This is a genomic window from Psychrobacter sp. 4Dc (assembly GCF_002836715.1).
GTDB lineage: Bacteria > Pseudomonadota > Gammaproteobacteria > Pseudomonadales > Moraxellaceae > Psychrobacter.
The window spans coordinates 1-13,133 of sequence record NZ_PJAT01000099.1; the positions used below are offsets into that span (position 1 = coordinate 1).

The 13,133-nt window shown below is 43.2% G+C and carries 12 protein-coding genes; 4 read left to right on the plus strand and 8 right to left on the minus strand.

Annotation, left to right across the window (positions count from 1 at the left end):
* The coding region (locus CXF61_RS08230) for an RNA-guided endonuclease InsQ/TnpB family protein (protein ID WP_165597857.1) at positions 1-418 on the plus strand (418 nt) is incomplete at its 5' end.
* A 519-nt stretch (positions 419-937) separates the two neighbouring features.
* Here CXF61_RS08230 and CXF61_RS08240 read toward each other — a convergent pair.
* The 5 genes from CXF61_RS08240 to CXF61_RS08260 form a co-directional block, all read right to left on the minus strand.
* Complete coding sequence (locus CXF61_RS08240; RefSeq protein WP_165597858.1) at positions 938-1,780, minus strand: HpcH/HpaI aldolase/citrate lyase family protein; 843 nt, start codon at positions 1,778-1,780, stop codon at positions 938-940.
* Positions 1,781-2,010: 230 nt separating this feature from the next.
* The gene (locus tag CXF61_RS08245; RefSeq protein ID WP_102083154.1) at positions 2,011-2,772 is read right to left on the minus strand and encodes an SDR family oxidoreductase; all 762 of its coding nucleotides are present in this window, start codon (positions 2,770-2,772) and stop codon (positions 2,011-2,013) included.
* A 174-nt stretch (positions 2,773-2,946) separates the two neighbouring features.
* Positions 2,947-3,729, minus strand: a complete 783-nt coding sequence (locus tag CXF61_RS08250; protein ID WP_102078818.1) for an SDR family NAD(P)-dependent oxidoreductase — start codon at positions 3,727-3,729, stop codon at positions 2,947-2,949.
* A 3-nt stretch (positions 3,730-3,732) separates the two neighbouring features.
* Positions 3,733-4,740: an NADP-dependent oxidoreductase gene (locus CXF61_RS08255; RefSeq protein WP_264755679.1), complete on the minus strand. Its 1,008-nt coding sequence runs from the start codon at positions 4,738-4,740 to the stop codon at positions 3,733-3,735.
* A gap of 22 nt (positions 4,741-4,762) precedes the next feature.
* Positions 4,763-6,568, minus strand: coding sequence for an acyl-CoA dehydrogenase family protein (locus tag CXF61_RS08260; protein WP_165597859.1), 1,806 nt, complete (start codon positions 6,566-6,568; stop codon positions 4,763-4,765).
* A 181-nt stretch (positions 6,569-6,749) separates the two neighbouring features.
* On the opposite strand from CXF61_RS08260, the gene CXF61_RS08265 reads away from it, so the two are divergent.
* The gene (locus CXF61_RS08265; RefSeq protein WP_165597860.1) at positions 6,750-7,772 is read left to right on the plus strand and encodes a GlxA family transcriptional regulator; all 1,023 of its coding nucleotides are present in this window, start codon (positions 6,750-6,752) and stop codon (positions 7,770-7,772) included.
* A gap of 19 nt (positions 7,773-7,791) precedes the next feature.
* Here the strand turns inward: CXF61_RS08265 and CXF61_RS08270 are convergent, their stop codons facing one another.
* Positions 7,792-9,069: an LD-carboxypeptidase gene (locus CXF61_RS08270; RefSeq protein ID WP_165597861.1), complete on the minus strand. Its 1,278-nt coding sequence runs from the start codon at positions 9,067-9,069 to the stop codon at positions 7,792-7,794.
* Between the two features lie 203 nt (positions 9,070-9,272).
* On the opposite strand from CXF61_RS08270, the gene CXF61_RS08275 reads away from it, so the two are divergent.
* Positions 9,273-9,752, plus strand: coding sequence for a YkvA family protein (locus CXF61_RS08275; RefSeq protein ID WP_165597862.1), 480 nt, complete (start codon positions 9,273-9,275; stop codon positions 9,750-9,752).
* A 121-nt stretch (positions 9,753-9,873) separates the two neighbouring features.
* Here CXF61_RS08275 and CXF61_RS08280 read toward each other — a convergent pair whose 3' ends face one another.
* Both CXF61_RS08280 and CXF61_RS08285 read right to left on the minus strand, forming a co-directional pair.
* The gene (locus CXF61_RS08280; RefSeq protein ID WP_165597863.1) at positions 9,874-10,179 is read right to left on the minus strand and encodes a hypothetical protein; all 306 of its coding nucleotides are present in this window, start codon (positions 10,177-10,179) and stop codon (positions 9,874-9,876) included.
* 116 nt (positions 10,180-10,295) lie between these two features.
* Entirely contained in the window at positions 10,296-10,841 is a 546-nt protein-coding gene (locus CXF61_RS08285; protein ID WP_227526634.1) for a hypothetical protein, read from the minus strand.
* A gap of 523 nt (positions 10,842-11,364) precedes the next feature.
* Here CXF61_RS08285 and dnaQ point away from each other — a divergent pair.
* Positions 11,365-13,053 carry a DNA polymerase III subunit epsilon gene (gene dnaQ / locus CXF61_RS08290; protein WP_165597864.1) on the plus strand — a complete coding sequence of 563 codons (1,689 nt, stop codon included), beginning with the start codon at positions 11,365-11,367 and terminating at the stop codon, positions 13,051-13,053.
* Positions 13,054-13,133 lie beyond the last annotated feature (80 nt).

The following is a 13,133-nucleotide window of genomic DNA, read 5'->3' on the forward strand; positions in this document are numbered from 1 at the left end:
TGCTTGTGAAGATTTAAAAGTCGCCAATATGTCTAAATCAGCCATTGGTACGGTGGAGAATAAAGGTCGTCATGTCAAAGCCAAGTCAGGATTAAATAAATCCATCCTAGATCAAGGCTGGGGCATGATGGTCAATATGCTTGAGTACAAGCAGCAATGGCGCGGTGGGTTACTGATTAAGGTAAACCCACGATACACTAGCCAAACCTGCTCTGAATGCCAACATATTGCCAAGGAAAACAGACAAACTCAGTCAAAATTTGAGTGCGTCAAATGTAGGTATGTTGCGAACGCTGATTTTAATGCGGCTCGTAATATATTAGCGGCAGGACATGCCGTTTTGTCTGCGGAGGGAGGATGCAGTAAAGGTCGCCCGTTGAAACAGAAAACAATCGACCTTCGTGAGAAAGTCGCCTAAGAGCATCTGCTTTTAGAATCCCCCATTTAAGCTTCGCGAAAGTGGTGGGAGTGTGTCAATTTATTGCGCTCTTGCGTTCGAAACTGCTGCGCCTTGCGCTCGTATGGCGCTGATCTCTATCTCATTATCGTTGAGGCTAATATTGTTGTTAATGAAAATCATAGTTTGCTTTTATCGAATGTGAATGGATATGGTTCATGATAAAGCATTATATAGTCAACCCTCTATAAATTAGGTACGGTGTCAGTCTCGCTTAGTATACTGCTTGTAATACTTTCACTTGGCTTTCTAGGGCGTGTCCTCATTTTAAAAATGGTGATAAAAATGAGATAAATCGCAGTCAAACAAGGAAAATAGCGCAGATAATATCGAGATATTAGTCAGCTATTTGACGCCATTTGGCAAGATTTAGCCATTTTTAACCCATTTAGATAACTATAGATTGAATTGAGGACACGCCCTAGTATCTGAATTATATTGAACCGACTGCCTATATTTAACTAAATATGGATTGGTCTGCTACTTTGCCAACAGTTGACGACAACGTTCAATCACTGGAGCATCGACCATCTCTCCATCTACTTTAAATACTGCCTGGCCGCTCCGCTCGTACTCCTCGACCACACGCTGTGCAAATAACAAAGTCTCATTTGTTGGTTGCAATGCTTGTTGGACAACTGCCACTTGTTTGGGATGAATACACAGCATTCCTGACATGCCCATTTGTGACCATAGCTGTACTCGATCGCTCAGTCCAACTTCATTGTTGAAGTCAGGATAAATGGTATCGATAGGCGGCGATAATTGGTGCACTTTTGACGTCAGGATGAGTTGATAGCGGATTTGATTGGCGATGATATCTGCGGCAGGCGTTCCTACTTGCACGTACAAATCATTGCACAGATCTAAAAATCCATAACTAAACGCGGCCAAGCCGACTGCTTTTGCCATACTATCGATTTGATACAATCCTATCGCACTCTCAATCAATGCAATCACAGGTAAATTGGTAAGCTGATGCACGCTATTAATATCTTCTGCTTGCTCAGCTTTGGCCAATAATACTCCCGCTAAATGTGGCGTTTTCTGACAGAGCACGATGTCTTTAAAGAACTCTTTGCTACCTGCCTTATTAATACGCACCCAAATCGGCTGATAACCTGCACTGTCGTGATATTGCTGCAATGCTTCGCGGGCAGCTGCCTTACTTTCTAAAGCCACTGCATCTTCTAAATCGACAATAACCGCATCTGCACCACTAGCAAAGGCTTTCGCTACTCTATCGATACGAGTCGCTGGCACAAACAGCCATGTTTTATTTTGAGAAATCGTTTTTATTTTATTTTTGATAACTGAATCCATGCTTAATTCCTATATTGTCCAAGTAGCTATTAGCATATTTATTATGCCACTATACAGCTGTTCCTCATTCAAGATTCGCCATTCTATAGCATAAAACCAAGGCTACTTAGATATTCAATCGAAAATCAAATCAAAAAACCGCATGAAAATTCATCTCATGCGGTTCTTGAGTCTAATGCAGTTTTAAACAATTACTTTCTTATCTAACCTATGTCTTATAGATTATCTAATTAAGCCAGCATACCACCATCGACAACGATTGTTGCGCCTGTGGTATAGCTTGAGGCATCCGACACTAGATATAACACCGTACCAGCCATTTCATCAGGCTCAGCCACACGTCCTAGCGGAATCGAGTGTAGTGCCATTTTTAAGACTTTATCATTTGTCGTCAATGCGGAGGCAAACTTAGTATCCGTCAAACCTGGCAATAGCGCATTAACACGGATGTTAAGTGGGCCACATTCTTTAGCAAAGGCTTTGGTCATGCTAATGACTGCCGCTTTGGTAATTGAGTAGATACCTTGCTTATCGCCTGCTACTAAGCCGTTGACCGATGCGGTATTCAAGATGACGCCGCCACCCTGATCTTTCATCATTTTGCCAGCGGCCGTCGACATAAAGAAGTAACCACGGATATTAACTTCAACAGTCTTATCAAAAGCGGCTAAATCTGTATCTAAGATATGACCATAGTAAGGGTTGGCTGCAGCGTTATTAACTAAGATATCAATTTGACCAAATTCACTTTTGATATGCTCAAAAATTGCGTCAATTTGCTCCATATCTCCCACATGACATGCAAAAGCACTGGCCTTATGACCGTCAGCTTTAATGCTATCTGCAACTGCTTGGCAAGCATCAATTTTGCGGCTAGAGACAATCACATGTGCGCCTCTTGATGCCAATAGACGGGCAATAGACTCACCAATACCACGGCTCGCGCCAGTTACTAAAGCAACCTTACCGGTTAAATCAAATAAATCTTTCATCGTTGTTCCTTATATTTTTATAAACTTTATATTTTCGATAATTCTTGAGCACTGAATTCATGTATCTAAAACGTATATCTAAAATCAGATAACTAAACGCAGATAATCGCTGTCATAACTAACGGCGATTATCGAGCACTAATGAACTGAACAAAGAGCGCTCAACGATCACGGTTACGCTAGCATACCACCATCTAAGGTGAAGGCATGACCATTCATAAAGCTGCTTTCATCGCTGGCAAGCCACGCAATCGCACTAGAGATTTCACTGACGTTTCCTAGGCGGCGCAGTGGACTGGCCTTAATCGTCGCTTGCTGCGTACGCTCATCCATCGTTGCCATAGTATTGCGAACCATTGGCGTATCAATGAAGCTTGGGCATACAGCGTTGAAACGAATGTTGGCGCGAGCATACTCATGGGCAGCAGATTTGGTCAGGCCCATAACCCCATGTTTAGCAGCACTATAAGCTGAAATCATAGGCGCTGAGCGTAGACCAGCAATAGAGGCGACGTTGATCACATGACCACCGCCATTAGGGATCATACAATTGACCGCGGCACGCATACAGTGCCAAACACCTTTTAAATTCACTGCGATATTGCGATCAAAATCATCATCACTTAGCTCATGCATTGGTGAAGGCTTGTGGTCGATACCAGCGTTGTTTACCACAACATCTAGGCCACCAAGCGTTTCTACTGCAAAGTCAAACAACGCACGTACTTCATCACCACTGGTCACGTCTACTTTTTTAAAGACGATACTGTTACCAGCATCTTGACCTTGTTTGGCAACCGCTTCGCCCATTTCCTCTGCCATATCACCAATGACAACTTTTGCGCCGCGGCTGGCCAGCAACAACGCACTGGCTGCACCGATGCCTGATGCACCGCCCGTGATCAAAATTCGTTTGCCAGCTACATCTGATGCAATTCCATTTGTATTCAGTGTCATGATCTATCCCTCTACCTTAAGTACTAGTTTGCCGAAATTTTCACCGTTAAAGAGCATCATTAGAGTATCAGGGAATGTCTCGATACCCTCAACGATATGGTCTTTCACTTTCATATCACCTGACTGAATCCAGCCAGCGATATCTTTCATTGCGATTGGATATTCTTTGATATTATCGAACACCACGATGCCTTCCATGCGAGCACGATTGACCAATAATGATAGATAGTTCGATGGGCCTTTTACTGCTGTGGTGTTGTTATATTGACTGATAGCTCCGCAAATAACGATACGCGCATGCAGATTAATCTGAGTAAGCACGTCATTTAAGATATCACCGCCTACGTTGTCAAAGTACACATCGACGCCGTCTGGACAGGTTTTCTTTAGTGCTTTTTTCACATCTTCGTTTTTGTAATCAATCGTCGCATCAAAACCAAGTTCATCGACTAAGAATTTGCATTTCTCAGCGCCGCCCGCGATACCAACGACACGGCAGCCTTTAATTTTGGCAATCTGACCAACCAAGCTACCAACTGCACCAGCAGCTCCTGATACCACTACCGTTTCGCCTGCTTTTGGCTGACCCGTTTTTAGGAGACCAAAATACCCTGTCATACCCGGCATACCTAGTACACCCAAGTAGTAAGACAGCGGCGCTAGACTTGGATCAACTTTATGCAGACCTGTGCCATCACTGACCGCGTATGACTGCACGCCATCGTGACCTGCGACATAGTCACCAACAGCAAATTTCTCATGCTTACTTTCAATCACTTCACCCACAGTACCGGCGCGCATGACTTCACCAATTTGTACTGGCGCGATATAAGATTTGGCATCGTTCAACCAACCACGCATCGCCGGATCGATAGAGATGTATTCAACCTTAATCAGTAGCTGACCATCGGTAATCGTTGGTATTTCTGTCTCGGTATAGTCCCAAGTTTCAGCGCTTGGCTCGCCTACTGGTCTTGCTTTTAGGCGCCATTGTTTGTTTATCATTGTCATGTCTCTTTCCTTAGAGTTGTCCTTAGAACCAGTCCGTTTGCATATCAGTGCAAACCGAGTTGGTGTTGGTTAATAATTCGATGTCGCGTTTAACTAATGGTAGTTCCCAATCGATGAAGTATTTGGCCGCTTGTATCTTGCCTTTATAAAAGTTCTGCTGCTCGACATCTTGCGTCGTACTTAGTAGCTGCTCAGCTTTACTGGCTTGGCGAATCCAAATCCAGCTCAGTACAATTGAGGCAAAAATATTCATCAGTGCTTGAGCATTACCAGTCAATGTCAGTGCTTCTTCTGTCTGCAACACTTTGCCCAAATGCACGAGCACTTCATGCAACTGACCCATATAAGGCATCAGCTTGCCTGCAAGTTGCGCGCTTTCAGGCGTAGTGATGCTTTCTAAATCTTTTGTGATTTCACGTTTTAGGATTTGGATGCCTAACCCACCTTTTTGCCATAACTTGCGGAATGACAAATCTAGCGCCTGCACACCGTTTGTGCCTTCATGAATAGGATTTAGACGATTGTCACGCCAAAATTGCTCAGCTTGATATTCACGCGTGTAGCCTGCACCGCCCAATACTTGAATACCCAAATCATTGGCTTTTGGGCCATATTCAGATGGCCATGCTTTTAGCACTGGCGTTAGCAAATCCAACAACTCTGTTAGCTCATTTTTTAGCGTTTCGTCTTCACAAGTATTGATACGGTCAATTAGGTTTGAGCCATATAAGCACAATGAGATGCCGCCTTCAGAGTAAGCTTTTTGTGCCAATAGCATGCGCTTTACGTCACCATGCTGAATAATGGCCGTTGCATCATCTTCAGGCTTATTGTTTGGCGCAATGCGACCTTGTGTACGGTCTTTGGCATAATCTAGCGAGTACTGATAGCCGCGATAACCAATCATAGAAGCGCCAAAACCGACAGCGATACGTGCCTCATTCATCATCTTGAACATATAGCGCAAGCCAAAATGCTCTTCGCCGATTAAATAACCATGACAATCGCCTTCGTCACCGAAGCTCAATGCCGTAGAAGTCGCACCTCTATAACCAAGTTTATGAATCAGTCCAGTCAAATGTACATCGTTACGCTCGCCAACAGACAAGTCATCGTTCAAGCGATATTTAGGCACGGCAAATAAAGAGATACCTTTGACGCCGCCTGGACCACCTGGCACTTTGGCCAATACCAAATGCACGATATTATCAGACAACTCATGATCACCTGCTGAGATATAAATCTTGCTGCCTTTGACGCGGTACGAGCCATCATCCTGTTTTACAGCGATGGTTTTGATATCGGCAAGCGACGAACCTGCATGCGGCTCAGTCAATGCCATGGTGCCGGTGAATTCACCTGTCAGCATACGCGGCATAAAGGCTGCTTTGATATCATCACTAGCAAAATGCGAGATGACGTTGATTGCCGCAGTGGTCAGAAATGGATAGGCAGTCGTTGATGGATTGGCTGCCATAAAGTAACCTGCCACAGCTGTCATCACTGTCTCAGGTAACTGCATGCCGCCATCTTCAAAGCTATAACGACCGGCGATAAAGCCAGACTCGCGGAACGCATCAAAAGCCACCTTTACATCGTTTATCATGCTGACTTTCTTACCATCGAACTGAGGCTCGTTCTTATCCGCAATATGGTTGTGCGGTAAAAATAAATCTGTCGCAATCTTATTTGCCGTCTCTAATACAGCATCAAATGTCTCGCGGCTATGTTCGGAGAACTTTGCATGCTCGGTGAGTGATTCTGTGCCTAGTACATCATACAATTGGAAAGGTAATTCAAAATCGTTTAGGAGGGTATCTGCGGCCATAGTATTCTCGTTAACTGATTAAATGTGGTTATCAATTGATATTAGTCTAATTTGATACCTGTCCGTATTGTCATTTATGACATAATTATGGTCAAATAAGACATAAACAGAGTATCTAACTGGTTAAAATCAACCAAATAATGGCTATTTTGGTCAGTACAGCAAAGGAAACGTGTGACTTATGCCCTATTTCAAACCTTTTAAAATGATTATTCTTGGCTTCGATGGTGTGCTCGGTAGTGTACTATCTGGCGCACTGGACTTGTTTTCATTCACGGGGGTCAGCTGGCAGCGCTTTTCAAATGAATCTGTAGAGCCACGGTTTAATGTGCAAATCGCAAGCTTGGGTGGCGGCGATATTAGGTGCAGCAATCGGTTAATCATGCAAGCCCACTGTGATATCCGAGACGTGACAGAATGTGATTTATTGCTTGTGCCCACCATCGGCGATTCTATTGATAAGGTATTGAAGCAAAATAGTGAGCTGCTGCCACATTTAGTACGGCTTGCAAATACCAAGGCCGATATAGCAAGCAATTGTAGCGGTGCATTTTTTTTGGCAAAGGCAGGATTATTGGATCATAAGATAGCCACCACGCACTGGGGCTATGCCAATAAGTTTAAGGCAGATTTTCCATTGGTGGACTTACAAGAAAATCAGTTTGTGACCCATTCAAGAAGCGACTCAACAAACCAGTCAGGCAATATATTTTGTGCAGCTGGTGGCAGCGCCTTTTATGATTTGGGGCTATTATTGATTGAGCGTTACTGCGGACGTGAGATCTCTACACAAGTGGCAAAAACCCAAATTATTGATAGCAAAAGAGGTAGTCAAAATAGCTATACCAATGTGACCTTACACAAGCCACATTCCGATCATTTGATTAAACAAGTACAAGAATATATCGAAGAGAACTTTCAACATTCTTTGCAGGTCAGTAGTTTAGCCGCTATGGTAAATATTACCCCGCGCACTTTAAACAGGCGCTTCCAGTCCTGCGTGGCAATGCGACCGATTGAGTATATTCAGGCTGTCAGAATTGAACAAGCCAAACGCTTGCTTGAATTAGGCGATGTATCGATAAAATCGCTTGCCGATCAAGTAGGTTATGATGATATCTCTTCATTTACGCGTCTATTTAAACGTGCGACTGAACTGACACCAAAAGAGTATCAAGATAAGTTTTCGCGGTTGGCCATTTAAAAAGGACGGTGCTTAGCGTTTAAGCAGTCTGCCACAAGCCTTCTACTTGGATAGCATCAGCCTTGATGGTTGGATAATCGGTAAATGCCAACTGATAGCCGCCATTTACATTAGGACTCAGCTGGCAAGTCGCTCCCAGCGGAAAGCTGTATTTTTTGCCGATATGACCAAAAGGCATGCCACTATATATCGGCAATCCTGTCAATTCATGTAATTGGCGAATGACTGTGGCGACATCATAACGTTTGTCATAACTGTCCTCGCCCGTACCAGACAATGCCCCAAATACAATCGCTTGCTGATTTTTAAAGACGCCTGCGAGATATAAGTCATATAACATGCGCTCAATACGATACGCCTGCTCGCCTACATCTTCTAAAAACACAATGCCGCCATTGATACGTGGTAAATACTCACTACCTGCCAGCGCCGATACGACACTTAGGTTGCCACCCCAAATCGTACCAGTTAACAGTTTTGGCTCACCCTTTGTCAGTATGGCAGGTAGCTGCTGACTGGTTAAGGTAGCGTCTTGTATGCTGATAGTTAGATTGGGATTGGTCAGTGCTTCAACAAACTGCTGACAGCTGACCTTATCGGGCGCAGTTTTACCAAACTCGCTATAGAGCATCGGTGCGGCAAGCGAGCTCATTGACCCTTTTGCCCATAGCGCACACTGAATAGCTGTCACATCGCTAAAGCCTGCGAGTATCGTGCCGCGCTCCTTCATAATGCGTCCTAGCGTCGCCCAGTCCACCATAGGCAATATGCGCATGGCACCGTAACCACCGCGCACACCTAGCAGCAGCTTTGGCGCGGCTATTGCCCCAGTGGCAAGGTTTTGAAAATCGCTAGCACGCTGTGAGTCCGTTCCGGCAAAGCGTAAGTACTGACGATTGGTAATAGCAGGATTCTCTACTTTAAACCCAGCACAAGCCACACGATCTAATGCCAACTGATTACGCTCATCACTACCACCGACATTGGAGCTGGCAAAAAGTCGCGTCTCAATCGTAGGCGTGATACAACCTGTCTGCGTCAATAACTCCTGTGACGTTTGTGATGATGAGCTATCATCCATCAGCGCAGATGGCAGATCATCCTTGGTGAGCTGCGGACTATTATTAGGGTCGATAGGACTGGCTGCAAACGCTTGAGAAATACCTTGGCTCGCTAATACCGCTGTGCCTGCACTCACACCGATTCGACGTAGAAACTGCCGACGGTTTAGCTCAGATGTTGTTTCAGTTGCACGACTATTTTTATCATCTGTCCATGCCTGACGCTTAATCCCCATATCTTACTGCTACCTTATCGCTTTTATTTTTATGACTTGTGTTTTTAGACATTGTGGCAGCATATTGTAGACGCTTTTCTGATGCTGATGGTTGCCTAATCTTTACCGATATTTACTTTTTCGCTACTGAGACACACAATATAGGTCAATTAGATTTGTTACTGTAAATACAAATTCATCGCAAAAAACAAAAGGTAATAATTATGTTTAATAAAAAAACCGATAAAAACAAGTCACTTGACTCTAATTTAGAATACTTGCTAGGCAAAGAAGACAAGCTGAAAGAAAAGTTAGAAGATAGCGGCTACCTTGAGCCGTTTAGTGATGATTTAATGCTATTTATGAGTCTTGTCAAAGACTATTATAAAGGTGACTACCGTAAGATTCCTTTTAAGACAATCTCAGCTGGCGTTATTGGTGCGCTCTATGTGCTAAATCCAATTGACCTTATTCCTGATTCTATTCCGTTTATCGGTCATATCGATGATGCGCTAGTACTTAAATTTTGTTTGAAGCAGGCCAGAAAAGATCTGCAAAAATACAAAGAATGGAAGCAGGAACAATCAGCTACTAAGGATAAGTTAGAATCTAACAATGATACGGATAAGACTGATAACGACAAGACTAGTACTGATGAGAAAGACAGCGACGAGACTGGTACTAATCTGAAGAAAGCCTCGTGAAGATTAATACTTTCAGCTATTAAAAAAAGTGATTCATAATCACAGTATTAAAAAAGCCACGACCGCGAATTAATATTTCGGTCGTGGCTTTTGTTATTCACAATTCATTCAATACTGTATTTTAATCAGGCACTTCATAATTAGCTTTTTCTGGATTAAGACCAAACGAGTAGACGAATGTTGCAACGAGGCTATTGACAATAATGAAAGGTAGATCAATCGTAGCATGACCAAGTGCATAGCGACCAAGCAGCCAAGAGACGATCAACATGATAATAAGAAATGCACCCAAATATGCCAAAATCGCAGGGTGTTTTAAATTATAAGGCTGCTCAGGCGTCGGTTGTTTGTCTAATACATACGTCCTTACCGCCCAACCAGCTGCATAAGAGAACCCACCTAACACTACGTAACTGAAAAAATTCATATCGCTTAACTCTAATGGTATGACTGTTTATAACAAAATACTGTCTATGCAAATATCATCGACCAACAATAATATTTATAGTCGATACTTATCCAAGTACTATCGTTAACGCTTATTTAAATACTATCATCAACATTATCGATAACAAGATTGGCATGTGGATTGGCTAAAATATCGGTATTCACCTCATCGCACTCCACGCGGTAGATCGTGTTGGCACCTCGGTAGATATACGACAAATACTCACTGTCTAAGAGCGGATCAATATTTGCATAGGCTGGTTTAACATGAGCCAGTACAAGCACTCGATCAGGACGACCAATAACCGCATCGACATTGTCTGGATCAATAGAGAAAAACTGCGGTATGTCACTATTCTCTATCACTTCTAACGGCTCTGGAGTATCCCAGACGCGCTTAGCAGTGACAGGTTCTTTCATCTGCATCACCCAAGTGTCATTTTGCTGGCTGACTTTTATCTGAGCAGGCTCATCTTGACTCACCGTATAACAACCCTCAAAGACAGACAGATCTGCTGCAACTTCGGTATCTGCTTGAGGGTTAGTATCGTTACAAGCACTCAGAAAAATCGCGCTGCTAGCAGTCACACTGAGCATCAAATACGTCAGTCTCTTATTAAATAAATTCGAGCGTAAGGACATAATGGGGTTATCCTGCAATCATGCATTAAAAACTTTTATTAAGTGTACTATTATCAAAATGTCACTAGGGCGTGTCACCAATTAGATTATGAGCATTAAAATAAGATAAATTGATGCTAACCAAGGAAAAATTCGCAGTGAATATAAACATATTGACAAGAACTTTGACACAGTTTAGCGAAAATTTAGCCATTTTAAGGCCATAAATTGCATCAATGTGCTAATTGATGACACGCCCTAGATAGCTGTATAAGAAAAATGCACTTAGGCATCTTTGTAGCAAAGGCAGCTCTGTAACTAAAAACTAGAGCCTTTCAGCGAGCTTCGCTATTTTAACAGAAAACCAGGACGTTACTATTATGTTATAAGTTACCGTAAGGGTTTTCTGACTTTGTGCGTCACGACTGCCCATATTTATGATAGATTTGCTATACTCACAACGTCATCATCATCGTTCGAATAGCGTAAACGAGATGCTCTAGTACTACCCTATGCTTACCACTTATCAGGTCCATACTCTTTTATGTCAGACAACCGTAATTCAATGCCAAACACTCATAAAGACAACGCGATTGATCCATTGGCGGCTAAAACAAATACCACTGTGGCCTATACCGATGGTGCTTGCAAAGGCAATCCTGGCGCTGGCGGCTGGGGCGCACACCTGATATTTAGTGATGGCAGCTCGCAAGATTTGTACGGCGGTGACAAAAAAACCACCAATAACCGTATGGAGCTAATGGGTGCGATACAAGCCCTGACCCATAGCCCGCATGAGCATACTCTTGAGATTTGGACTGACTCCAGTTATGTCAAAAAAGGCATCACTGAATGGATTGAGGGTTGGAAGAAAAAGGGTTGGAAAACTGCCAGTAAAAAGCCAGTCGCCAATCAAGACCTATGGCAACAATTGGATAAGCTCTGCCAACAACGTGATGTTAGCTGGCATTGGGTCAAGGGTCACGCTGGACATGCTGGTAACGAAAAAGCAGATGAGCTGGCAAACTTAGGTGTCACCTCAAACAGCGGCCATTCAGCTATAGTCAGTGAAGCAGATACGGCTAAAAAAAAAGACCCAATAGCGACTGACACTAACACTAACACTAACACTAACACTAACACTAACACTAACACTAACACTAACACTAACACTAACACTAACACCTTGCAAAAATCATCTAGCGCTGATTGGCTAAGTTTTGATCCATTGGGTCTAGATATGATGGACGATAAGTTTGATGAAGATCTCTTAGAACCTGAACCGCTAAGAGAAGATAATCAGAAATCATCTGACAACCTTCAAACAAATGAAGACATTGCTGTAGAATCTAACAGATATCAAGACAATACATACAACCCGACGAGTACCAAAGCTATGCCAGATATTCAAACGCACCTAGATGATACCGTCGACAATGATATGTTGCCAAGTGTAGAATCTGACGCACCTAAGTTCGATGGGGATACTAGCCGTGCCAACCCACATTTTAAACCGCTATTACCAAAGCCGATACACCGCCATGAAGCAGATCGTCAGCTTATCATGGATACAGAAACTACAGGGCTTGATGCGCTAAAAGGCGACCGTATTATCGAGGTCGGTATTGTGGAGCTGGTCGGACGTAAGTTTACTGGTGAAAAGCTGCACGTTTATATCAATCCGCAGCGCGGTATGGATGATGAAGTCATTCGTATTCATGGTATCTCTGAAGCATTTTTGACCGACAAGCCGACCTTTGATCAAGTGGCTCAGTCTTTGTACGACTTTATGGATGGCGCGGAAATTATCGCTCATAACGCTACTTTTGATATGAACTTCTTAAATATGGAGTTTGCAAAAGTTGGTCTGAATGACTTTGCCAATCGAGTGCAGGTAACCGATTCACTGGCGATGGCCAAGCAGCAATACCCTGGGCAAAAAAACACGCTAGATGCCCTCGTTCGTCGCCTAGATGTTGGTAAGCAAGACCGTACTTTTCACGGGGCATTACTTGACTCAGAGATTTTAGCTGAAGTTTATTTGGCGATGACTGGTGGACAGGTCACGCTAGCCATTGAAGAGGATACAGATACCGATGGCGGACAAACCGCTCATGCAAGTTTCGCCAATTTAGCAAATTTATTACTGGCTTCAACGTCGGATGAAACTGCTGAACAAAGCTGGTATGCCGCTTTGGCAGAAGATTATCCTGCCCTAAAAGCTAGCATGTAATTGTCGTTCGAATTTTATTTAACCGACATTTGTATAATTTAGTCTTGATTATTATGATAGAAAGCGTTAAAACATCACTA